A 23,351-nucleotide genomic window follows, 5' to 3' on the forward strand; every position below is an offset into this window, starting at 1 on the left:
ACCTATTGAAAAGTAGGATGAATCACCGGGGCTTAGTATGAAAAAGCAGACCATTGAGGACGGCGAGCGCAACATGCACGAGCAAATGCGCCGTGCATTTGCGTTGCTGTCTGGCAAATGGAAACTGGAAATCATGTGGCTGCTCAATCAGCGGGTGTATCGTTTTGGCGAGTTACGCAAGGCGATTCCCACCATTACCCAGCACATGCTCACCGCGCAGTTGCGCGAGCTGGAAGCAGATGGCCTGGTCACGCGCACCGTGTTTGCGCAGGTGCCGCCGCGCGTGGAATACGCCATCACGCCAAAGGCGCGCGGACTGGGCCCGACGATGGAAGCGCTGACCGTGTGGTGGCAGCAACATGGCGACAGCGTTGCGAAGCGGCCTGCTGAACGCGGGCGCAAGGCCGGCGTTTAGGACGCAGCCCAGGGAGTGCGTTGTGCGCGTGCACGTGGCTTGATCACCGTTGCGGCTGCGTGCAAACAATCCTGGCCGTCAGCCCGGTAACTCAAAAACTATTTCCAAACCCCAAAACGCCAACGCCCCGATCATGTCGGGGCGTTGGTGCGATCTCTCGCCGAAGTGGAATCCACCGTCTACGTCGTCATGCGCGACGCCTGGAGGCCAATCCACTGCTTCAGCGCGGCGGGCGTAATGCCTGCCTATAGTGCTGACTTGCCGGCGTTACTTGGCGGCGTCGCGCACTTTGTCGGCGACCTGGCCAGCCTTGTTCTGCACTTTGCCGACATTCTTTTCGGTAGCGCCTTCCAGCTCGGTGCTCTTGTCGCCGGTGACATGGCCAACGGTTTCCTTGATGGAACCCTTGACCTGCTTGGCGGTACCTTCGATACGGTTCTTGTCCACGGGGTGCCTCATACGGTTGGGGATGTTGCGGCTCAGTCTGTACCCGCAGGACGTGAGTGCGACGTGGGCATGCCGTCATCCCCGCGTCAGCACGCCCAGCTGGCGCGCGCAGCGCCACCGCGGGGCACGCGCGCGTCTGCACGGCCTGCTGAGGTCGCTGCGTGCCACAATGCGCGCACTTTCCGCCAGGCAATGCCGTCACGTGAGCACACAGCGCCCCGTCACCGAGTCCGCCGGCCTGGAGTTTCTTGCGGGGGGCGGCGAGATGGGCGCGTTGATGCGCGCACACGACTGGGCCGCCACACCGCTGGGTGCGCCCGAGACCTGGCCGCAGTCGCTACGCTCGTCGCTGTCGGTGGTGCTCAACTCCACCCTGCTCGGTGCGGTGCTGTGGGGGCCGGAGCTGCGCCTGCTCTACAACGACGTGTACGTGCAATCGATGGGCGAGCGTCATCCGCAGGCGCTGGGCCAGCCGGTGACCGAGGTGTGGAAGGAAACCTACGCGCCCATCGCGCAGGACTTCGACCGGGTGATGCAAACCGGCGAGGGCTTCGGCCAGGGGGTCATCGCCTTGCCGATGCTGCGCAACGGCGTCAACGAGATGACCTACTGGAATGCCACCGCCTCGCCGATCCGCGGCGAAGACGGCAGCATCGTGGGGCTGATGAATATCGCCATCGAAACCACCGCGCAGGTGGCGGCCGACCGCAACCGCGACATCCAGCATGCGATGCTGAGCAACGAGAACACCCACCTGGTGCATGAGGTGGTGAACCGCACCAGCGAGCGCGATCGCGCGCTGGAGGCCGAAACCGTGGCGCGCCGCAATGCCGAGCGCGTGCAGCTGGCGTTGGCGGCCGGGGCGATCATCGGCACCTGGATCTGGGACCTGCCCACCGACGCGTTTTCGGTGGACGAGGCGTTTGCGCAGAACTTCGGCTTCGATCCGTCCAGCAGCCGCCACGGCCTGACGCTGGAACAGGTGATCCGGACGGTGCACCCGGACGACCGCGAGGGGCTGCGCGTGGCCATTGGCGAAGCCATCGCCCGCGGCGGTGCGTACGCGCACCAGTACCGGGTCAAACGGCGCGACGGAAAGTACTACTGGCTGGAGGCCAATGGCCGGGTCGAAAAGGGCGCCGACGGCACGCCGCTGCGCTTTCCCGGCGTGCTGCTGGACATCGAGGCGCGCCATGCGCTGTCGGAAGAGCGCGACCGCGCGCTGGCGGCCTTGCGCGAGTTGAGCGACACGCTGGAGCAGCAGGTCACCGAGCGCACGCGCGAGCTGATGACGGTGGAAGAGGCGCTGCGCCAATCGCAGAAGATGGAAGCGGTGGGGCAGCTCACCGGCGGGCTGGCGCACGACTTCAACAATCTATTGGCGGGCATTTCCGGCGCGCTGGAGCTGATGAGCCTGCGCATCGAACAAGGCCGCTTCCGCGACCTGGAGCGCTACGTGGCCACCGCGCAGGGCGCCACTACGCGCGCGGCTGCGCTGACCCACCGGCTGCTGGCATTTGCGCGGCGGCAGACCCTGTTGCCCAAGCCGACCAACGTCAACCGGCTGGTAGTGGACATGCTGGAGCTGATCCAGCGCACGGTGGGCCCGGGGATCTGCGTGGAAAACGTCGCCGCCGCCGAGCTGTGGTTGGCGCTGGTGGATGCGCCGCAACTGGAGAATGCGCTGCTCAACCTGTGCATCAACGCGCGCGATGCGATGCCCGACGGCGGGCGCCTGTGCGTGCAGACCAGCAACCGCTGGATCGGCCACGAGATGGGCCAGCAGCTGGGCATGCCGGAGGGCCACTACCTGTCGCTGTGCGTGAGCGATACCGGCACCGGCATGCCGCCGGACGTGGTGGCGCGCGCGTTCGATCCGTTCTTCACCACCAAGCCGATCGGCGAGGGCACCGGCCTGGGCCTGTCGATGATCTACGGGTTTGCCAAGCAATCCGGCGGGCAGGTGCGCATCCAGTCGGAAGTGGGCAACGGCTCGACGGTGTGCATCTACCTGCCGCGGCATGCCGGTGCCGACGACAGCAGCGACAGCGGCACCGCCACGCTGGAACTGGCACCCTCGCTGGCCGGCGAAACCGTGTTGATCGTCGACGACGAGCCGTCCATCCGCCTGCTGTTCACCGAGGTGCTGGAAGAGCTGGGCTACACCGTGCTGGAGGCCGGCGACAGCGCCGCGGGCCTGGGCATCCTGCAGTCGCCGGTGCGGATCGATCTGTTGATCAGCGACGTGGGCCTGCCCGGTGGCATGAACGGCCGGCAGATGGCCGATGCCGCGCGCGTGGGCCGGCCCAAACTCAAAGTGCTGTTCATCACCGGCTTTGCCGAACACGCGCAATTGAACGACCGCCACCTGGAAGCGGGCATGGCGGTGCTGGCCAAGCCCTTCAGCGTGAGCGTGCTTGCCGCGCGGGTGAAGGAGATGATCGCAAGCGAGGGTTGAGCGCTGCGGCGCCATGCAGGCGCTTGCCTGCCTGCGTGTGCCCGACCTGGCGCGAAGCGGCCGGCCTCACTCCACGCTGGAGGCCACCAGCCGTTGCCATAGCGCGGCATTGGCCGCCTGGTCCGGCTCCAGCGTGGACAGTACGCTGAGCGCGTGCTCCTCCTGCTCGGCGCCGTGACGGGCCAGCATGGCCAGCACGGCGGCCAGGCGGCCGTAGCGCAGGGCGCGGCCCAACGGGCTGGCGAGCAGGGTGGTGTCGTGCTCGGGGCGTTGTTCGTCCAGGGCGGTGCCCAGCGCTGCCGGCAGGTCCCAGGTGGTGGCGATGGTCTTGGCCACCGCCGCGGTGTGGCGTTCGACCAGGGCGGCGGCGATCTCCAGGCTGTAGGGCAGGCCCGGGCGCTCGGCGTAGGTATCGCGCAGCACCCGCAGGATCACCACCGCGCCCAGGCCCTGCAGCAGGCCGGCCAGCTGTGCCGACAAGGTGTCCCCGCCCCGTTCGCGCATGTAGGCGGCTGCGGCGGCGGCGGTGCGCAGGGCGTAGTCCCACACCGCTGCGGGCAGGCGCGCGTGGAGGCCACCGTCCAGGCTCAGCACCGGCTGCATGACCGCTGCGGCAACGATCTGGCGCACGCCTTCGGTGCCGATATGCACCACTGCGCGCTCCAGGCTTTCCAGCGGGCCGCCCTGCGGGCGATACAGCGCGCTGTTGGCGATGCGCAGCAGGTTGGCGGCCAATGCCGGGTCTTGCGCGATGATGGCGGCAATGCCGCGGCCGGATGCATCTGGGTCGTTGACCGCACGCATCAACTGCGGCAACAGGTGTGGGCGACGCGGCAACAGCTGCGGACGCAGATCGACATGCGCCAGTGCGTTGCCGACTGCCTCCAGCACCGCCAGCTGGGCGGGGTCGCCGGGCAGGCTGGCATCGGCCAGCGACGGGTTGGCCATCACCGCGGCATACATGCGCCGCAGCAGCGGCTGCATCGGTGGCGGGTCGGTTGGCGAGGGGGGCGCCACGCCGTGCGTTGGCTGCGACGCGGGGGCGGTGCGGCTGTGGGAGGGAGCCACGACGGGTGTGGCGGCCGCCGCTGCACGGGCCGGCCGCGTGGTGGGCACGTCCGAGGCACCCGGCGTGGGCGCGCGTTGGCGCATGTGCATCCACACCAGGGCACCGACGATCATCGCGACAGCGATCAGTCCGGCAGCAAGCAGCACCACAGTCACAAGCATCATAGGCAGTCGTCTGATCAGTGCTGCGACTATCGGCGATGGCGGGCATGGCGGCAATGCGCAGCGCAGCTACCGGGCACGCTGCGCCACGGCGAGCGCTTGCCGACGGCGCCGGCGACGCACGGCCTGCTGCGCGGCTGGCGTGCCGGTGCAGGCACGCGTTGCATTGCAGCGGGCATGGGGCATGCCGTTGCCGTGCGGCCCTGACTGGCGCGTGGTGCTGACGACTGGTCACCCGCACCCGCGGCGCGCGCGTTGTCTGGAGTGTCGGCATCGCCGCGCATTCCGCGCGTCGGAACAACTGGCCGTTGGCCGAGCGCCGCAGTGGTGGAGCGCGTGACCGGTCGGTCGGCGCGCTGGCGTTTAGCGTGCGTGCATGCAGTCACCGCTGCCTGCACTGCCGCCCGGCTGCCGCAATGGCGCGCCCGGGCAAGCGCTGCAAGGCGCGCGTGTCTTTGCCCGCAGTGCAGCAATGAGCGGGATGTCTTCAAGCTGACCGCAGCACTGCACGTGGTGCTAACGCACCGCCCCCCACCATGCGTCACCAGCTGTGCAGTTCTAGAGCATCTAGGCAGCTTAAAGGGTGCAGGCATCCGCAGTTGGACCACCTTCGACAGACACCGTGCAGCGCGCGGTGTCTGTTTTCATTTGTGCGGCCGTACATGACGCGGCAAGGCGCAGGAACCAATCAGCGCAGGCGCCGGTCCACGCCACCGTGGTGTGCGGTGGTGACAACAGGAGCCTCCCACCGGCGTACGACGCGCTATGCCCTGGGCCGAGCCGGTGTGTGGCCCCGGGGCACAGGGCCGGCGGAACGTCATCCCCCAGCACGGGTGGCAGACCTTCAATCAGCGCCAAACACCGTGCGCCTTGTTGCGATCGCCATGCCCGGCGTTCAGTCCAGCTGCGACAGCGCCTGCTGGATCGGGGTCTGCCCGTCGATGAACCCCACCGTCTTGCCGATGCTGGCCGGGGTGGCGAGTGCGGCGGCGATCACCTGGGCCACGTTGGCGCGCGACACACCGCCGTCGGCGTCGCTGCCCGGGTCGCGGGTGATGCGGCCGGAAGGCGGATCCTGGGTGAGCCGGCCGGGGCCCAGCACCGTCCAGTCCAATGCGGTGCTGCGCAGATGCGCGTCGGCCGCGGCCTTGGCCTGCGCATAGGCGAAGAACCCGTCGTCCGGGCCGATGCCGTGTTCCAGCCCGGCCCCCAGATACGACACCATCACGTAGCGCCGCACGCGTGCCTGCTCGGCCGCGTGCATCGAGCGGATCGCCGCATCGCGGTCCACGGCATAGGTGCGCGCTGCATCGCCGCCGCCGGCACCGGCCGACCACACCACCGCATCATGCCCGGCCAGCTGCGCGGCGATGGCCGCGGTGTCCGCATGTTCGATGTCGAACACCACCGGCGTGGCGCCATCGGCGATGACATCGCCTTCGTGCTCGGGATTGCGGAACACCGCAGTCACGTGATGCCCGCCACGCACCAGCAGCGGCGTGAGCAAACGCGCCACCTTGCCATGACCGCCGATCACCAGGATACGGGACATATCACCTCCAACAGTGCGCGCCGCACCGGCGCGGAAGGGCGTCATCCTCGCCAACGCGGCGCTAAGGCGGTGTCAGTACAGGCGAGGGCGGAGGCGAGCAATGCGCGCCAGCCAGCGGGTTTTTGCTGGGTCGAAGAACACGCTGGCCACGTCAAGCGCTCTATCACCGAGCGATTGCCGCAGCAGAATAAGGCCGTGCCAGGGGATTGCGATGCCAACGCATGAGATGCCATACGGCACACGATGCATGTGACTGATCGTGGTTGCGCAGGCGCAGTGACGGCCTGACGCGTGGCGACACACAGGCTGCGTCTCTTTGAACGGTCCAAACACCGGTGCGGTTCCACACAATGCGCGCGCGTGTTCGGCAATTCAGCGCGAAAGGTCTATCGATCCCGTGCACGGCCAGGCATTGCCTGGCTGGCCTGGTGGTGGTCCCACAGCTGCATGACCTGCGCAATCGCCGCCTCCATTGCCTTGAAGCGCATGCCGTCCCGGGCAAGCGTCGAAAGTCCAAGCAGGAAGCTGTCGAAAACGCAGCTCAAGGCAGCTGCATCGACGTGAGATGCCAGTTCTCCACTGGCAATTGCGCGGTCCACGCAGGCGCGGATGCCTGCGCGCGACCGTGCGCGCGATCGTGTCAGCGGGGCGCAGAGTGCTGCCAGCTCCGGTGATGGCGCGCTCATGACCCCCAACGCCACCATGCAGCCCTTCGGGTGCCCGCGCTCGCACTGCATCTTGGCCGAGCGCCGCAGGGCCAGCTCCAGTGCCTGCCTTGGCGCCAGCGCGTCATCCCACAGGCATTCGGTGACCTGCGCATAGGTCGCCAGATAGCGCTCCATGCATTCGGTGTAGAGCGCTTCCTTGGAGCCGAATGCCGCGTAGAAGCTGGGCGCGGTGATGCCGCCGCCGATGGCAGCCTTGAGCTGGCTCAACGACGTCGATTCGTAGCCCTGTTCCCAGAACAGCTGAAGTGCTTCGTCGACCGCGACATCGCGGTCGAAGGTCCGTGGTCTGCCCATCTGTGCCATAACACCCTCCGCTTGACATAAATACTATTTGATACATATGTCGTTGACAACAGGGTGCGCCCAGCCTAGATTTATATTGATCGGTACATATGTTGCGACCCGGTGCATTGAAGCGCTCACTGCCCGGGCGTTGCGGAGTTACCTGGATCAGTGGCTTACGACGAAGGACATCGTGTGAATTCTCAGAACTCCCCCGCGACCAGCGCGACAGCAGCTGCTCGCTTACCCATCGCCGCCCTGTTGGCATTGGCGATGACCGGCTTCATCTGCATCGTCACCGAGACATTGCCGGCGGGCCTGCTCCCGCAGATCTCCCAGGGCCTGGGCGTCACTCCCGCGCTGGCCGGGCAGACCGTGACCGCCTACGCCGTGGGCTCGCTGCTGGCGGCCATCCCGTTGACCATCGCCACCCAGCAGTGGCGACGGCGCAACGTGCTGCTGCTGACCATCGTCGGGTTTTTGCTGTTCAACTCGGTCACGGCGCTGTCGACCAATTACGCGCTGACCCTGGTGGCGCGGTTCTTCGCCGGTGCAGCGGCCGGTCTGGCGTGGAGCCTGCTTGCCGGGTATGCCCGGCGCATGGTGCAGCCGGAGCAGCAGGGCAAAGCGATGGCCATTGCGATGGTGGGTACGCCCATTGCGTTGTCGCTTGGCGTGCCGCTGGGGACCTGGATGGGCGGCGTGGTCGGCTGGCAGGCCGCGTTTGCCAGCATGTCGGCGCTGACCATCGCGCTGATCGTCTGGGTGCTGCTCAAGGTGCCCGACTACCCCGGGCAGGCGGCAACGCAGCGCGTGCCGTTACGCACCGTGCTTGTCACGCCGGGCGTCCGCCCCGTGCTTGCCACGGTGATGGCCTGGATGCTGGCGCACAACATCCTTTACACCTATGTCGCGCCATTCGCCGCACGGGCAGGCCTGGGCCATCGCGTCGACGCGTTGCTGCTGATCTTCGGCATCGCTGCGCTGGCGGGTATTGGCGTGGCCGGCAAGCTGGTGGAACGGCATCTGCGCAGCACCGTGCTGGCGTCGTTGGCGATGTTCTTTGCGGTCTCGGTGGTGCTGGCGCTGCTGCAGACAGTCCAACCGGTCGTGTATGTCTGTGTCGCGGTATGGGGCCTGACCTTCGGCGGTGCCGCGACCCTGCTGCAAACCGCACTTGCCGATAGCGCAGGCGATGGTGCCGATGTGGCGCTCTCGCTCAATGTGGTGGCCTGGAACAGCGTCATCGCCGCGGGTGGCGTGGTGGGCGGTGTGTTGCTGGGGCACTGGGGCGCACAGAGCTTTCCGGCCGCCATGGCGGTGGTGCTGGCAGGTGGCTTCTTGATCGCGTGGTCGGCCCGAACGCACGGGTTTGCCGCAGGCGTGCGCTCGCCGGTGCCGGGGCATTAGCTGCCAGGCCGCAGACATCACGCGTGTCTGTGCGCGTGGACACAGGCGGACGATCGATGGCGCGCAGCGCCGATGCAGTACAGATAAGAATCCATCGTCCTTGTCAGCCCTGCAGCCTGCCGTGCAACAGCGCCAGATGCCGCAGACGCGTGGCACCCGAAGGCCCACATCTGGGACACTCATGCGCCAGGGTCTGCGAGCGTTTGCGATGCCTACGTCCACCGAGTTACGTCCACGCGTTGGCTGTGGCGCCTTCATCCAGCGTGCCGATGGCCGCCTGCTGCTGGTGTTGCGCGGGCGCGCGCCGGAGCAGGGGCACTGGGGGCTGCCCGGCGGCAAGGTGGACTGGATGGAGACCGTGGAAGCCACAGTGGTGCGCGAGGTGCTGGAAGAAACCGGCCTGCAGGTGCACCCGCAGCGCGTGCTGTGCGTGGTCAGCCACTTCGAGCCGGACATGGACCCGCCGCAGCACTGGGTGGCGCCGGTGTATCTGGCCAGCATCGATGGCAGCGAACAGGCGCAGTTGCGCGAGCCGCAGGTGCTGCTGGACATCGGCTGGTTTGCGCTCGATGCGCTGCCCACGCCGCTGACCCGCTCGGCGGTGCAGGCGGTGCGGCAGGTGCGGGCCGAGCAGGCTAGGCCGGTCGACTGAGTAGCGTTGCCACAGCGGGACGGTCGCCAGGCTTGGCGCAAGGCTGGGGCAGAATCGGGAATCGGGAATCGGGAATCAAAGCGCGGCTTGCGACTGAGGCATTGCGATGCGTGCGCGGCTGGCGGGTGTTGGCATCACCCACGACGGGCACTGCCTGGCGCCAGCGTGCCGCACTGGCCCCTACGTGTCAGCCGCCCACAGCGCGCGGCATATCCACGCGGGCCGACGCTGTATGGCAGCCGGCGTGGTGCGTTCAAACAGCGCCGCTACTGGCGCGTGCGGCGCTGTTGCACGGTGTGGCGACATGCTCTTCTCGCTGTCTTCGCTAGGCTCCGGGCTCGTTTTTGCAGTGAGCCGCCCATGCCTTCTTCCGACCTTCGCGCCTTTGCCGTCCGTGTGATCATCGTGCTGTCCCTGGTGGCGTGCGCATGGATGCTGTGGACGTTGTCGGACCTGTTGCTGATGGTCTTCGGCGCGATCGTGGTGGCGGTGTTGCTGCGGGCGTTGGCAAGCTGGGTGACACGCCACACGCGCGTGTCGGACGGGTGGGCGCTGGCCCTGGTGGTGGTGGTGCTGACGCTGGGGTTTATCGCACTGCTGTGGCTGTTCGGCTCGCAGCTGGCCTCGGAAGTGGGGGCCCTGCAACGCACGCTGCCGCAGGCGTGGACGCGCTTCCACGATTGGGTGGCGGCCGGGCCCCTGGGGCCGACACTGGAAGAACTCACCCGCCAGGCGCCGGCACGTGTGTCCAACCTGGCCCCGCGCGCCGGTGCGTTTGCGCTCAGCATCACCGGCGGTGTGGCCAACCTGTTCCTGGTGCTGGCCGGTGCGGTGTATCTGGCCGCGCAGCCGCAGCTGTACCGGCGCGGGGTCTTGCTGCTGCTGCCGGCGCACGCGCGCGCCACCACCGACGAGGCACTGCAGGCCAGCGGCACCGCGCTGCGGCTGTGGTTGCGCGGCCAGCTGATGGCGATGGCGGTGGTGGGCGTGCTCACCGGGCTGGGGCTGTGGGCATTGGGCATCCCTGGTGCGTTGGCGCTGGGCATCGTTGCCGGCCTGCTGGATTTCGTGCCGATCGTCGGGCCGATCGTGGCGGCGATTCCGGCCATCCTGCTCGGGTTTACGGTGAGCCCGCAGATGGCGTTGGCCACTGCGGGCCTGTTCGTGGTGGTGCAGCAGATCGAAGGCAACCTGCTGCTGCCGCTGATCCAGCAACGCACGGTGGATCTGCCGCCGGTGCTGCTGCTGTTTTCGCTGTTCGGCATCGGCATCCTGCTGGGGCCGGCCGGCGTGTTGCTGGCCGCGCCGCTGACGGTGGTGGCATTTGTGCTGGTCAAGCGCCTGTATGTGCAGGAGGCGCTTGGCACGCCCACCTCCATTCCCGGGCAAACACCGCACTGAACGGCGCACGCCGGCCGCTGAGCGAGCGGCCTGACGGCATTGCTGGATACCGTGTGCGACTTGCCTGGCAAACGCGCTGCGAGGCCATCCCGTCTGCCGGGCGCGTATGGGCGTGCAGCCACCACCGCAGCGGGCGGCCATGGCCACGCCGACAGATCCGGCACAGTGCCGCCCGGTGCCGCACCGGTATGCTCGACGGCTGATCACGCCTGGGAGGGCATTGCATGACACGACCGTGCTGGATGACACGTGGGTTGATGGCGCTGATCGGCGCCGCCTGTGCACTGAGTGCCACCGCCGCAGAACGCGCGGCGACGCCGGCGGCCCCGGCGGCGGAGGGTACGCGCCAGGTGGCGCCCTTCGCCTTGCCGGTGTCCGAGTACCTCAGCCCGGCCGCGCGTGCGCATGTGCAGGCCGAGGTGGCGCGTGCAGACCCCCTGGCCAAGGCCGACAACGCCACCTTGCTGCAGCAGCTGCCGCGCATTCGCGCCGATACCGAGCGCTGGGCCGAAGGCGTGGTTGCGCAGCTGCGCACGCGCTATCCGGTGGAGGTGACGCGTGAGCGCTGGAACGAGGTGCCGGTGTTGCGGGTAGAGCCACGCACACGCACGCCCGAACAGGCCCGGCGCCTGCTGATCGAGCTGCATGGCGGCGGATTCATCATGGGCAGTGCGCAATCGTTCGGGTTGATGGAAGCCATCCCGGTGGCGGCGATGACCGGCATGACGGTCATCGCGGTGGATTACCGGATGGGCCCGGAGCACCGTTTCCCGGCGGCCAGCGAAGATGTGGCCGCGGTGTATCGCGCCGCGCTCCAGCGGTATGCGCCCGAGCGTATCGGCCTGTTCGGTTGCTCGGCCGGCGGTGTGCTCACCGGTGAGTCGCTGGCGTGGTTTGCCAAGGAGCGCCTGCCGATGCCGGCGGCAGCAGGCATGTTCTGCGCGGCCGGCGATGCGCGCTATCGGGGCGATTCGCGCTATGTGGCCGCCGCGGTCAACGATGCCTTGTTGCCCGACGCGGCGGGGCAATTGCCGATCATGGAAGACCTGTACTACGGCGAGGGCGTGGACTTCCACGAGCCGCTGGTGTCGCCGGTGTTCTCCGATGCAGTGTTGCGGCAGTTCCCGCCCACCTTGCTGATCACCGCCACGCGCGCGGCAGAGCTGAGCACGGCCGCGTACACGCACTCGCGCTTGATCGACCTGGGGCGCGAATCGGACCTGCATGTCTGGGACGGCCTGGGCCACGGGTTCCATTTCACCGAGACCTTGCCGGAAAGCCAGCAGGCCCTGCGCGTGATGGCGCGCTTTTTCAGCCGCCATCTGGGGCTGCCGCCGCCGCCATTGGCAGCGCCACTAACGCCGCGCTGACGCCGGCTAGGCACCTTGCTTACATCTGCTGACCTAGCTTGAGGCCGACTGGGTGCGGCACACGCTGCACCGATCATCGAAACAGGAGAAATCGGATGAGTCTGCAAATTCCTCAGGGTGCCTTAGTCGTGGTGGCCGACGGCGGCGAAGCGCGTTGGTTCACCAATACCGGCAACGAGGCCAAGGTCGTGCTGCGCCAGCACGCGCGCACCGACGTGCAGAACGTCGACGACGATGGCCCCGCCGGCAAGGCACCGCAGGATCTCACCGAGGCAGACCTGGACGAGATGACGTTCGCCAAGCAGCTGTCCAAGGCCTTGAACGATGGGGCATTGAAGCAGGAGTACACGCACCTGGTGCTGGTGGCCGACCCGACCACGCTGGGCCGCGTGCGCCCTCTATTGCATAAGGAAACCCAGCAGCGGCTGGTTGGCGACCTGGCCAAGGACCTGACCAACCTGCCGCTGGAAGACATCCAGCGCGCGCTGTCGTAAGCGTCAGGCGCAGCGCCTGCAGCGCATACGCACGCCGCCGGCGCCCGGCATCCGAGGTACGCCGCGTACACTCCGGTACCCGGGCGCCGGTACGTTACAGGTGCGCCTCCGCGCAATGATGTGTTCTCACTCAGCGTAACGGAGACAGTGCAGATGGGGTTTGTTCGCGACTATGCCACGCAGGCACCGGAGCGCAGCGACATCGATGCGCATCGCGGTGTGCAGGTGCTGGAATTCGGTACCGATTGGTGCGGGCATTGCATTGCCGCACAACCGCTGCTGCAGAAACTGCTGGGTGGCTTTGATGCAATCGAGTACCGCAAGGTCGAAGATGGAAAAGGGCGCCCGCTGGGCCGCTCGTTCCGCGTCAAGCTCTGGCCCACCGTAATCCTGTTGCGCGATGGCGAAGAAGTCGCCCGCGCGGTCCGCCCGCAAACGCGCGAGGACCTGCAGCCGCTATTGTCGGCACTCGACATCGGCTAATTGCCGTAGGAGCGCACCTGGGCGCGAAGGGCATTATCGATACCGCCGTTGCGCCCTGGTGCGCTCCTACAGGCCGCGCGCGCAGTGGTGTGCGTGTGAATCGTCTGCAAAACTCCGCAAAAAAGACCCCAAATCCAGCGCCATATGCAGTCGCGTCTGCAGCGATCTGCACGCTGGTGTAACATGGCGCACTGATCAAGCCCTTGGGCATACGCCCATCTCGTTGGTCATCTGTCCCGCAGCGCCGCTGAGTTGACGCGGCCGTCCGGGAATGCCTCCGGCCACTCCAGTGCATGTGCCTGTGCCGTGTATGCGTGATGTGCCGTGTCCTGTGCAGCTGCCGGGACGTGCGGGTAGCGGTGGCCGCAAGCCAGTCTGGAGACCAAGCTCATGCACGACACACGCGCGATCCGTTCGCATTTCGGTTGGTTCAAACGCCGCCGCCAGCTGCACCTCGACGAGGTCACCGTGGTGGACCGCAGCATGCTGCGCAGGGCGGTCGGCGCCGCTGCGCTGGGCAATGCGATGGAGTGGTTCGACTTCGGCGTGTACGGCTACCTGGCGGTGACGCTGGGCCAGGTGTTCTTTCCGGCGAGCAATCCCACGGCGCAGCTGATCGCCACCTTTGCCACCTTCACCGTCGCGTTTCTGGTGCGGCCGATCGGCGGCATGGTGTTCGGCCCGCTGGGCGATCGCTACGGGCGGCAGAAGGTGCTGGCGGCCACGATGATCCTGATGGCGCTGGGTACCTTCAGCATCGGCCTGATTCCGTCCTACGACCGCATCGGCCTGTGGGCACCGGCACTGCTGTTGCTGGCGCGCTTGCTGCAGGGGTTTTCCACCGGCGGCGAATACGGTGGCGCGGCGACCTTCATTGCCGAATACGCTACCGACCGTAACCGCGGCCTGATGGGCAGCTGGCTGGAATTCGGCACCCTGGGCGGCTATATCGCCGGCGCCGCCACCGTGACCGCGTTGCACATGAGCGTGAGCCCGGCGCAGATGCTGGACTGGGGCTGGCGCGTGCCATTCCTGATCGCCGGGCCGCTGGGTTTGCTGGGCCTGTACATGCGCATGAAGCTGGAAGAAACCCCGGCCTTTCGCGCCTACACCGAGCAATCGGAACAGCGCGAGCGCGAAACCGCCGGCCAGGGCCTGATGACCTTGCTGCGCCTGCACTGGCCGCAGCTGCTCAAGTGCGTGGGGCTGGTGCTGGTGTTCAACGTCACCGACTACATGCTGCTGACCTACATGCCCAGCTACCTCAGCGTCACCATGGGCTATGCCGAGAGCAAGGGCCTGCTGCTGATCATCCTGGTGATGCTGGTGATGATGCCGCTCAATATCGTCGGCGGCCTGTTCAGCGACAAGCTGGGCCGGCGCCCGATGATCATCGGCGCCTGCATTGCGTTGTTTGCGCTGGCCATCCCGTGCCTGTTGCTGATCGGCAGCGGCCACGATGGATTGATCTTCGCCGGGCTGATGCTGCTGGGCCTGGCGCTGGTGTGCTTCACCAGTTCGATGCCGTCCACGCTGCCGGCGCTGTTCTACACCCCGGTGCGCTACAGCGCGTTGTCGATCGCCTTCAACGTGTCGGTGTCGTTGTTCGGCGGGACCACGCCGCTGGTGACCGCCTGGCTGGTGGAACGCACCGGCGACCCGCTGGTGCCGGCGTATTACCTGATGGGTGCAGCGGCGGTCGGCCTGGTGACCATGCTGTTCGTGCGCGAGACCGCCGGCCTGCCGCTGCGGGGTTCGCCGCCGGCGGTGGCCAGCGATGCCGAAGCGCGCGCATTGCTGCAGTCCGACATCCCGGTGACGGTGGATGCGCAGTTGCCGGTGCCCGCGGCACCGTCACTGGGCCAGCCGCGCACGGCCTAGCGGCGCGGCGCGCGACTAGCGCACCGGACTGCGGGGGTCGGGCACGTCCGGATAGGGCGTGCCTTCCCCGGTTTCGACGTAACGCTTGAGGCTGCTGCCCAGGAAGTACTGCCAGCCCTGCGAGCAGGCGTCGAAGCATGGCGACTCGCGGTACCCCGACTGCACGAACTCCACCCGCGTGCCCTGGCTGGTGGAGATCAGATCGAAGCGCATCACCGTGCCTTCCCAGGCCAGGGTGTCGAGCATGTTAGAGCGCTCGCAGTGCCAGCACACCAGCCGGTGGTCGGCGCCGTCATCGATGCGCAGCTCCACCTGCCAGCCGTGCCCGCTCCAGTCCAGGCACACGCGGCCGTCCACCAGCCGCACCTCACGGGTCCACCAGCGGGCCAGCTGGGTGGGCTCGGACAGCGCGGCGGACACCACTTCCGGCGCGGCGGCAATCACGATGCTGTGGCGGATCTCACGGTTCATCTGGTGGGCATTGCCTGCGTGGACGCCGATGATCGCGCATTTTGCCGGCACCTGCAGCGGCAACCGAGTCTGCGCACGCCGCTCGTAAGACGCTCACGCGAGGCTGGGTACCATCGGCCCAGGCCCCTTACGAGCGAGAGCAGGCATGACGACGCTTCCGATACCGGTGATGGACGCTGCCGCGCAGCGCGATCTGGCCACGGCCCACGCATTGCTGGAAAACCCCGGTGTTGCGGCGCAACTGGCCAATGCGCTGGGCGCGCCGATCGAGAGCCTGATCACCAGACGGCTGCCCAGGATGGTGACCCGCAGCATCGACGGGGTGACCCGCCGCGCGCTGCAGGTGGCGATGAAGTCGGCGCTGTTGAGCCTGCGCGGCAAGACCGAGCCCCTGCAGCCGGCGTCCACCACGCGCCACACCATGGCAGTGGCGGTGGCCGGCGGCGCTGGCGGGTTTTTCGGCCTGCCGGGGTTGATGGTGGAGCTGCCGCTGACCACCACCGTGATGCTGCGCTCCATTGCCGACATCGCGCGTGCCGAAGGCGAATCGCTGCAGGACCCGGAGACCGCGCTGGCCTGCCTGGAAGTGCTGGCGCACGGCGGCCGCAGCGTGGTGGATGACGGCGCCGAGTCGGGCTATTTCGCGGTGCGTGCAGCGATGGCCCAGCAGCTCAGCGCCGCCGCCCGCCACGTGGCCGCGCACGGTTTTGCCAGCAAGGGCGCACCGGCGTTGGTGTCGCTGGTCGCGCGCGTGGCTGCCAAGTTCTCGGTCAACGTGGGCGAAAAACTCGCCGTGCAGGCGGTGCCCCTGGTCGGCGCGGTCAGCGGTGCCACGCTCAACACGGTGTTCATGCGCCACTTCCAGGCGATGGCGCGCGGCCATTTCATCGTGCGCCGGCTGGAACGGCAGTTCGGCGAAGAGGCAGTGCGGCGCGCGTATGAGGCGTTACCTGCGGCGCGGTGAGGTGTGTGGCGGTGGGATCGACCAGCTGGACGTGCCTGGTCGATCCCGTGCCCATGGACACGATCTGTCGCAGGCGTGAGTCAGATTGGCTGCGGCGTGCAGAGTGCCCGTGCGGTGGCAGAGCCGACAAATTGGTTGTTCGCGTCACTCACCATGACCGTGGCGTTGATGAAGGTACTGGTGCGTGGGCAATAAAAAGAACAATCGGAGCTGTTGGTGCAGTTTCTGGGAAAGATGGCGCCTGCCGTGTTGCTGAAACTCCAGGCGTATTTGAACGGCTGAGGGGACCCCGGGCTGTCTACTCCCGCCCAACAATAATCACTGCCTGTGCAATCAAGCAGTACCGTTGACGCTTGCGCATGAGCGCTGGGCGCGGAGGCTAGGCTGGCAACAGCCAATAAAATACTTGCGGTGCAAAAAGTAACGGCCTTGTTCATGCAGATGTCCTCGTGAGTAGATCCCCCCCGCCGATAGTGGCGCGATGGGTATCCAAGAGATGGGATGGATGTCCACATTCCGTCTACGGGGCAGGGAAGAAAGCCTGATCGTCAACCTGGTCACTTGACCTCGCATCTCGTTGAATAATTCGGACTTCAAAGATCTAAGCACGATGAATAAACCATTCTCCCCCGCCTCCGCGCGCAACCGCGATCCGATTCTCCAGGTGCTGCAGCAGCACTTCGCCGACCGGCGGCATGTGCTGGAAATCGGTGCAGGCACCGGCCAGCACGCCGTGCACTTTGCCGCGGCGATGCCGTGGTTGCAGTGGCAGGCCAGCGACCACGCCGATCATTTGCCGGGCATGCAGCAATGGTTGGATGAAGCCGCGCTGCCCAACACGCCGCAGCCGATCGTCCTGCAGGCGGTGCTGACGCCGACGGCTGGTTTGGCGCCACTGCCGGCCTTGCCCGTGCTGCCCGATGGCCAGCGTGGTTTCGATGCGATCTACAGTGCCAACACCTTGCACATCATGGGCTGGCCGCAGGTGCAGGCCTTGTTTGCAGGCTTACCCGCAGTAATGGCGGCGCAGGCAGTGCTGGCGGTGTATGGGCCGTTCAATCGCAATGGGCAATTTACCAGCGACAGCAATCGCGCCTTCGACGCGATGCTGCGCGAACGCGACCCCGCCTCGGGCATTCGCGATGCCGACGCCGTGGATGCGTTGGCAACGGCGGCCGGCTTGCAGTTGATCGACGACGTAGCATTGCCGGCGAACAATCATTGCCGGGTGTGGCGACGCGGGTAGCCTCTGCCGCGTCGGGAGTAGCGATGCAAAGCCCGGTCGATCTCCGAGCAAAGGCCATGCATCGGCGCCACAAGCGCGTCATCGACACGCCAGAAAAGCCCCAGCCCCTCGCGGTGTCGTGCAGGCCTCAAGGTGCTCGGACACACGAGGCTGTCGACCACACGCTCCCTTCTCCCTCCGGGAGAAGGTGCCCGAAGGGCGGATGAGGGTTCGGGCGAAGCCTGCAGTGCGTGCCAACCAGGCTTCGCCTCAATTCCCGCTCCGCGCCCCGGCCCGCGCTGGCAGCGGAGGCACTCCAACGCACACGCGCCAATGCCGCGCAAGCGATTCTCCCCCCAAGTGACGGCCGTGACCGCCTCGCACTGCGCCGCTTCCTGCAGGCAATGTGCGGCGTACGCAGCAAAGGGCATCAGCGCTGGGCTGTGCGTTGAACCGACCCAGACCCGCAGCGACACAGCGATCGCGCGCGCCCAGCAGTGGCGCGCGTGAAGCCAGCGCACACCGGCCACGCGCGGGGTGACGCCTACCCCTGCCTGCCCGAAGGCACCGGGCGATCCGCACGCCACCGCTCCAGCCACCACAGCAGCGCGGCGGCCACTACAAACCCCAGCCACCACGGCCAGCGGGGGCCGGGCTGCGGTGCGGGCTGCGCCTGGCGGGTGGCATTGCTGGGGGTGACCAGCGCCAGGGTGGCGTCGCGTTGCGTGTTGGCAGACAGCGCGGGGGCGTCGGCGGGGGCACGGATGTAAAGGGCACCACCGCGGTGCGCGTCCTGCCAGCGATACCAGCCGGTGTGCTCGGGCCAGAGGCCGGCGCAGGCCGCCGGTCCGGTGGCCGGGTCCGGTGGCAACGGGGCAGTGGTGCCGTCGGGCGCCTGCAACTGCGCTGCGCTGCCCAGGTTGCACACGCCGATGCGCTGGTTGCGCCAGCCGGTGCGGGTGGCCAGGCGTGGTGCGGGGTGGGCGCGGGCCAGGGGCGAGAGCGTCTGGCTCCACAGCGCGGCGTGCAGTGCGGGGTGGCCCTGCAGCACCAGGCGGTAGCTGTCGGTGAGGGTGATCAGGCCAATCCGTCCGCGTCCATGCGCACGCCACCACGCCGATGGCGTGCCGTTGGCGGTGCGCAGCACGGCGATGGCATCGTCTGCATCGGGCACCAGGGTGCGACGTTCCAGCACGGGCAATGCCGGCGCTGCGCTACCGCCGGTCCCTGTAGCGGGTTGCTGCGCCATCGCCGAGGCAGGCTGCGGCGCACGGGCGGCCGCCATCTGCATCGGCGCGCCGGCGTCATCGCCACGCAGCGGCAGACCAAGCTCGGTAACGGCGCTGCGTTGTGCGGCATCCAGCGGGCCGGTCAGGCGCAGCAGCAGGCCAAGACCACGCTCGACGGCGGCGCGCAGGGTCATGCGTTGCGCGCGCGACAGCGCGGCCAGGGCACGTTCGTCGATGACCAGCAGGTCGGTGCGGTCCAGCGTGGAGGCGTCCAGCACCCGTGGGGCGTCGCCCAGCTGCGCGCCGCCGCCGGTGGCGATCTGGGTGTGAAGCTGCAGGCCGGCGTCGTGTGCCCAACGGCGCAGGTACTTGAGCTCCGGCTGCGGCGCGCCGGCAAGGATCCACAGGGCGGCGGCAGGCGTATCGACGGTCGACACCGGCACATCGGCCCGGTCGCGCGGGCGCCCGTCCGGGCCGAGCACGCGCACCACGAAGACGCTATCGCCGGCGGCGCGCACGCTGCCGGTGAGCCGGAAGCGTCCGGCGCTGTTGGGGGCGACCAGATCCACGCGGCGGCCGGCCGGGTCCAGCAGTTCGACGGTGGCTGCGGGCAGGCCGGTGATGCGGCCAGCGATGGCCACGTCGTCACCCGGCGCCGCCAGCGCCGGGGTGACCAGCTCGGTCAGGCCCGGGGTGGGGGGCGGCGGCCTGTAATGCAGCGGCCAGCCACGTGCCGCGTCGCGGTCGCGCGCGGGCAGGCCGGCGCCAACGATGCGCAGCCCGGTGGTGCCGGGATGGCGGCGCAGTGCGGTGGCCAGATCGGGCATGCGCTCGGCGTGGAGCAGGCCGGGCGATGCTTCGGGCAGCGCGATGAGACGGTCGCCGGGCGCCAGCGCGAGCGAGGCCATGCCGGCGCCGGCGGTGGCCACCACCAGGGTGCCGCTGGGGCCGGGGAGTGGCGGCGGGAGCAGCGTGCAGTACAGCAGCGCGGCGCACAGCGGTTGCAGGGCGAGCAGGGCGGCCTTGCGCCAGCCGGCGATGCGCGCAGCGCGCAGGCGCCACCACGCCAGCAGCGTGATCAGGGCCAGCAGGACGATGACGAACCAGGCCGGCATCAGCGACGCTCCTGTGCGTGCAAGGCATCCAGATACCGCTGGCCGCCGGCATCGGGCGCCGCGCGCGGCTGCACGGCGGCCGGTGGGCGCACCAGCACCGGCCAGAGCAGCGCGCGCAGGTGCTGCCGGCAACGGGCGCAGTCGGGTGTGGCACGCAGGGTCTCGACGGCGGCGGCCAGATCCAGCGGCGCATCGAGCTGGCGCTCGTGGGCAGCCAGCCAGCGCGCGAAGGCATCCAGCGCGGCGGCATCGTGCATGGGTGCGGCCTCGCCCAGGGCCTGCCACAGCGCCATCGGTTGCGGGTCGGGGCGGGTGCGCGCATCCAGCGCATCGGGGCCGGGGCCGATGCCATCGCGCTTGCCGCTCATGCGCCGGCTGGGGTCGATCGGCGGCAGCTGCGTGCCGACCCGCGCCAGGTAGATGCGCTCGGCCTGCTGCACCTGCTTGATGAAGCCCAGCGCCTTGTTGGCGAAGGGCAGGGCGCGCTCGGGGTGGCCCTGGCGCAGCTCGCCTTCGGACTGCCACATCTGGTCCAGCGCAGCGCGCAGCAGGGCGCGGGTCTGCGGGTCGAGCAGGGTGGCGGCCTCGGCGTGATCGTGGGTATGGCCGTACTCGGCCAGCACGTTTTCCGCTTGGCCGAAGCTGCTGCGTTCGGGCCGGCCGTTGCTGCCGCCGTGATCGTGGTCATGGTCGTCCAGCGCGGCGGCGCCGGGCTCGGCGGCGCTGGCCTTGTCGTGGTCGGCGTGGTCATGCCCGGCGTGCGCGTGGGTGTCTGCAGCAGCGGCGGGCGCGCTTGGCGCATCGGCGGTGGGCAGATCGTCGGCGGGGGCGTCGCTGGTGGGTGGCGCGTCGGCGGTCGGCGGACCTTGCGGCGCGCCTTCGCTCTCTTCGCCCAGGAACTGGCCGTAGCGCAGCCGCAGCAGGCGCTGGTCCACGCCGATGGCGTCGGAGCGCTTGAGGAACGTGGCCGCGTCCAGGCGCGGCTGTTCCTTCAGCAGCGCCTCGGCGTCGATGATGATCTGGCGCTGGCTGCGGAAGTACGCCGGCAGGGTCTGCTTGACGCTGGCCTCCAGGCTGGTGGCCATGGTCTGCTCCGGCGGCGGCCAGCGCAGGATCACGCTGGCGCTGCGACCTTCCTGCGGGCCGGGCTGGCGGGTGTCGTGGACGATGAGTTGCGCGATCAGGTCGTCGCCGGCCGCCATGCCCAGGGCCTGCGGTTGCAACGTGGTGGCGAAGCTGCGGCGGGTGGCCGGCCCGCTGCCGGTGAGCGCGCGGCGCTGGGTGGTGAAGGTGATGTTTTCGCCGCTGCCCTGGGCCAGGGTGAGCCGCAGCTCGGCGCTGGCGGCCACGGCGTAGTCGTCGCTGGCTTCGAAGCGCAGCGCCCAGGCCCCGTTGGCCGGCGTCCACAGCACCAGGCTCTGTTCGGGCGCGAGCACGCGCACCTGCGGCGGGCGGTCGGGCAGCACGTCCAGCCGATGCAGCTGGCGGTCGGCCGGGGCGTTGTCGATCAGGATGCGATACAGGCTGGGGCGTTCGGCGATCCAGTGGCCATGCCAGTGGCCGCTGCCGCCTTGCCGGGCAAGCGGGATCAGGCGGCCGTCGCTGAGCCGCAGCGCCACGCTGCGCGGCGCCGGGCTGACCTGCAATTGCCAGTCCAGCCGGGTGCCGGCGGGCACCCGCGCATCCAGCCCGGGCAGGCGCGTGGCAGGCAGGCCGGTGTAGGCGGGCGGGCTGCTACGTAGCTGCGCCTGCCGCAGCGTGGGCGCGCCGCTGCCGGCGCGCGCGGCAGCCATGCGGTCGGCTGGCGGCGTGCGTTGGGTGGCCGGTGGTGGCCACAGCAGCAACGCAGCGCAGGCGAGCACACCGACCGTGCTCCACGGCCACAAGCGCCGCCACGGCCAGGCCGGGCGCAGATCGCGCGGGCTGCTGCGCAGGCGCTGCTCCAGGCGTTGCCGTTGCAAGGCCTGCAGCGGACCGAGCTGGGTGAGCGGGGCGAACAGCAAATCGCTGCTGTCTTCCAGATCGGTCTCGCGGTCCAGCCGGCGGATCAGCCAGGCCTGGTCGAGCCGACGCGCCTCCAGCGCTGCCACGCCGAGCACTGCCAGCAGGCCCAGGAGCAGCAGCGGAATCACCGCTGCCGGCGCACCGGCCCGCCACGCCAGTGCCGCCGGCACCGCCGCCAGCGGCAGCCCGAACAGCAGCACACCTGCGGCCTGGCGCCGCCGTGCCGCCCGCCACGCCTGCTGCAGTGCCGGCGTGCTCATGCGGCGTTGGCCCGGCGCGGCGAGGTGGCGAGCCAGCGTTCGAGCGCGAACAGCAGCAGCACCAGGCCGATCAGCCACGGCGCCAGCGGCCAGGGTGCGGTGCTCAGGCGCGTAGCGGCACCGCGCTGCGGTTGCTGGGTCTGCGCCAGCGCGCGCTGTGGTGTGGGCGCCGGCTGCAGGGTGTCGTGCAGCCGGGTTGGGAAATCGGCCTCCAGCAGCGCGGGCAGTTGCTGCGGCTGCAGCGGCGCAGCCCACCGCAGCACGCGTCCGCGGCCGAGTGCTGCGGCATCGATCACTGGTTCGCCGGAGGCCGCTTGTTGCACCGGCTGCAGCGCGGCGGCGAGTGTGGGCGGGAGCGGTGTCTGCGCATCCACCAGCAGCTGGCCGCCGGCTGCGACCCAGGCCATCACTGACGCCTGCGGGGCGCTGTGCGGCAGCCAGGCCACCACCGTGCCGGGGGCCCAGCGCGCCGGCTGGGCAGCGGCCGGCGTGCCCACCGGCAGGCTGCCCGGCAGCGCCCAGGCGGCATGCACGGCGCGCAGATAGCGCAGGGCCGGTGCGGCACTATCGTCGGCAATCGCCTGCAGGCGCAGCGGCGCGGCAGCGGCCGGCGCCGTCATCGGCGATTGGCCGGGCACCACGTGCCAGTGCACCTGGCGCGACACCTGCAGGCGTTGCGCATCCAGCGGGCCCCATTGGGCCGGTACGATGACGCTGAGCGCGGCGCCCGGCGGCAGGCTGGCATCGAGTTCGCGCAAAAGGCTGGAGACTGGCTGTGCGGCATTGGCGGGGGTGGCGGATGTCGTCGGGGTATCGGCATTCGCATCTGCATTGACCGGCGGGAAACCCGGTGCCAGCCACACCCACTGCGCGTTCGTGGCGTGGCCGAGCTGGCGTGCGGCGGCCATATCGACCCCCGGGCTGAGCGCGACACGCGGGCGTGCATCGTCATGCTCGCGCATGGCCGGCTCGGCCAGCAGCAGCGCGACGGCGGCCAGCAGCAGCAAGCGCACCAGCAGCAACGGCAGCTCGTCCAGGCGCACGCGGTGACGCGGGCGCGGCAGTGCCCGCAACCAGCGCAGCGCGGCAAAGTCGGTGGGCCGGTGCTCGCTACGCCGCGCCAGATGGATCAGCAGCGGCATCAGCAGGGCCGCCAGTGCGGCCAGCCCGGCGGGGAAGAGCAGCAGCAGGTTCACTGCCATGCTCCGGCGTTGCCGCAACACCGCCGTGCAGCGGCTGCGCTGCACGAGCGTGGACGGTGCAGCGGCGCAGCGGGGGTG

20 protein-coding genes are annotated in these 23,351 nt (G+C 68.9%); 11 read left to right on the plus strand and 9 right to left on the minus strand.

Going from position 1 to position 23,351, the window contains the following annotated elements; genetic code table 11:
• The first annotated feature begins 37 nt into the window (after positions 1-37).
• Positions 38-415 (plus strand): winged helix-turn-helix transcriptional regulator, encoded by a 378-nt coding sequence (locus tag ABQZ09_RS15245; RefSeq protein ID WP_228315098.1) that lies wholly within the window; start codon positions 38-40, stop codon positions 413-415.
• A gap of 267 nt (positions 416-682) precedes the next feature.
• Here ABQZ09_RS15245 and ABQZ09_RS15250 read toward each other — a convergent pair whose 3' ends face one another.
• Entirely contained in the window at positions 683-862 is a 180-nt protein-coding gene (locus tag ABQZ09_RS15250; protein WP_228315097.1) for a CsbD family protein, read from the minus strand.
• 169 nt (positions 863-1,031) lie between these two features.
• Here ABQZ09_RS15250 and ABQZ09_RS15255 point away from each other — a divergent pair, with 169 nt between their 5' ends.
• Entirely contained in the window at positions 1,032-3,320 is a 2,289-nt protein-coding gene (locus tag ABQZ09_RS15255) for an ATP-binding protein (RefSeq protein WP_349777296.1), read from the plus strand.
• A gap of 66 nt (positions 3,321-3,386) precedes the next feature.
• Here the strand turns inward: ABQZ09_RS15255 and ABQZ09_RS15260 are convergent, their stop codons facing one another.
• The 3 genes from ABQZ09_RS15260 to ABQZ09_RS15270 form a co-directional block, all read right to left on the minus strand.
• Complete coding sequence (locus tag ABQZ09_RS15260; protein WP_349777297.1) at positions 3,387-4,553, minus strand: HDOD domain-containing protein; 1,167 nt, start codon at positions 4,551-4,553, stop codon at positions 3,387-3,389.
• A gap of 892 nt (positions 4,554-5,445) precedes the next feature.
• The gene (locus ABQZ09_RS15265; RefSeq protein ID WP_228315091.1) at positions 5,446-6,102 is read right to left on the minus strand and encodes an SDR family oxidoreductase; all 657 of its coding nucleotides are present in this window, start codon (positions 6,100-6,102) and stop codon (positions 5,446-5,448) included.
• 386 nt (positions 6,103-6,488) lie between these two features.
• The gene (locus ABQZ09_RS15270) at positions 6,489-7,124 is read right to left on the minus strand and encodes a TetR/AcrR family transcriptional regulator (RefSeq protein WP_349777298.1); all 636 of its coding nucleotides are present in this window, start codon (positions 7,122-7,124) and stop codon (positions 6,489-6,491) included.
• A gap of 261 nt (positions 7,125-7,385) precedes the next feature.
• Between ABQZ09_RS15270 and ABQZ09_RS15275 the strand changes: the two genes are divergently transcribed.
• The 7 genes from ABQZ09_RS15275 to proP all read left to right on the plus strand — a co-directional run bounded on the left by ABQZ09_RS15275 (position 7,386) and on the right by proP (position 14,803).
• Positions 7,386-8,522: an MFS transporter gene (locus ABQZ09_RS15275; protein ID WP_228315089.1), complete on the plus strand. Its 1,137-nt coding sequence runs from the start codon at positions 7,386-7,388 to the stop codon at positions 8,520-8,522.
• Between the two features lie 181 nt (positions 8,523-8,703).
• On the plus strand, positions 8,704-9,174 hold the full coding sequence (locus ABQZ09_RS15280) for an NUDIX hydrolase (protein WP_349777299.1): 471 nt from the start codon (positions 8,704-8,706) through the stop codon (positions 9,172-9,174).
• A gap of 360 nt (positions 9,175-9,534) precedes the next feature.
• Positions 9,535-10,575: an AI-2E family transporter gene (locus tag ABQZ09_RS15285; RefSeq protein WP_349777300.1), complete on the plus strand. Its 1,041-nt coding sequence runs from the start codon at positions 9,535-9,537 to the stop codon at positions 10,573-10,575.
• Positions 10,576-10,817: 242 nt separating this feature from the next.
• Entirely contained in the window at positions 10,818-11,945 is a 1,128-nt protein-coding gene (locus ABQZ09_RS15290) for an alpha/beta hydrolase (protein ID WP_349777316.1), read from the plus strand.
• Between the two features lie 95 nt (positions 11,946-12,040).
• On the plus strand, positions 12,041-12,439 hold the full coding sequence (locus tag ABQZ09_RS15295; RefSeq protein ID WP_039406470.1) for a host attachment family protein: 399 nt from the start codon (positions 12,041-12,043) through the stop codon (positions 12,437-12,439).
• 153 nt (positions 12,440-12,592) lie between these two features.
• Positions 12,593-12,922 carry a thioredoxin family protein gene (locus ABQZ09_RS15300; protein WP_349777301.1) on the plus strand — a complete coding sequence of 110 codons (330 nt, stop codon included), beginning with the start codon at positions 12,593-12,595 and terminating at the stop codon, positions 12,920-12,922.
• A gap of 390 nt (positions 12,923-13,312) precedes the next feature.
• Positions 13,313-14,803, plus strand: coding sequence for a glycine betaine/L-proline transporter ProP (proP, locus tag ABQZ09_RS15305; RefSeq protein ID WP_228315086.1), 1,491 nt, complete (start codon positions 13,313-13,315; stop codon positions 14,801-14,803).
• A gap of 15 nt (positions 14,804-14,818) precedes the next feature.
• On the opposite strand, the gene ABQZ09_RS15310 is transcribed toward proP, so the two are convergent.
• Positions 14,819-15,274 (minus strand): SRPBCC family protein, encoded by a 456-nt coding sequence (locus ABQZ09_RS15310; protein ID WP_039406505.1) that lies wholly within the window; start codon positions 15,272-15,274, stop codon positions 14,819-14,821.
• 145 nt (positions 15,275-15,419) lie between these two features.
• On the opposite strand from ABQZ09_RS15310, the gene ABQZ09_RS15315 reads away from it, so the two are divergent.
• Complete coding sequence (locus ABQZ09_RS15315; RefSeq protein ID WP_139051302.1) at positions 15,420-16,238, plus strand: EcsC family protein; 819 nt, start codon at positions 15,420-15,422, stop codon at positions 16,236-16,238.
• Between the two features lie 80 nt (positions 16,239-16,318).
• On the opposite strand, the gene ABQZ09_RS15320 is transcribed toward ABQZ09_RS15315, so the two are convergent.
• On the minus strand, positions 16,319-16,675 hold the full coding sequence (locus tag ABQZ09_RS15320) for a hypothetical protein (RefSeq protein ID WP_147423602.1): 357 nt from the start codon (positions 16,673-16,675) through the stop codon (positions 16,319-16,321).
• A gap of 173 nt (positions 16,676-16,848) precedes the next feature.
• Between ABQZ09_RS15320 and ABQZ09_RS15325 the strand changes: the two genes are divergently transcribed.
• Entirely contained in the window at positions 16,849-17,484 is a 636-nt protein-coding gene (locus ABQZ09_RS15325) for a DUF938 domain-containing protein (RefSeq protein WP_349777302.1), read from the plus strand.
• 523 nt (positions 17,485-18,007) lie between these two features.
• Here the strand turns inward: ABQZ09_RS15325 and ABQZ09_RS15330 are convergent.
• From ABQZ09_RS15330 to ABQZ09_RS15340, 3 genes are read right to left on the minus strand one after another with little or no spacing between them, the layout of a single operon-like run.
• Positions 18,008-19,807, minus strand: a complete 1,800-nt coding sequence (locus ABQZ09_RS15330; protein WP_349777303.1) for a carboxypeptidase regulatory-like domain-containing protein — start codon at positions 19,805-19,807, stop codon at positions 18,008-18,010.
• Positions 19,807-22,071, minus strand: a complete 2,265-nt coding sequence (locus tag ABQZ09_RS15335) for a hypothetical protein (protein WP_349777304.1) — start codon at positions 22,069-22,071, stop codon at positions 19,807-19,809. The genes ABQZ09_RS15330 and ABQZ09_RS15335 overlap by 1 nt, the downstream gene beginning before the upstream one ends.
• Positions 22,068-23,267, minus strand: a complete 1,200-nt coding sequence (locus tag ABQZ09_RS15340) for a BatA domain-containing protein (RefSeq protein WP_349777305.1) — start codon at positions 23,265-23,267, stop codon at positions 22,068-22,070. Before ABQZ09_RS15340 ends, ABQZ09_RS15335 begins: the two co-directional genes overlap by 4 nt.
• Between the last annotated feature and the right edge of the window lie 84 nt (positions 23,268-23,351).

This window comes from Xanthomonas sp. WHRI 6106, assembly GCF_040202405.1.
Classification (GTDB): Bacteria; Pseudomonadota; Gammaproteobacteria; order Xanthomonadales; family Xanthomonadaceae; genus Xanthomonas; species Xanthomonas cannabis.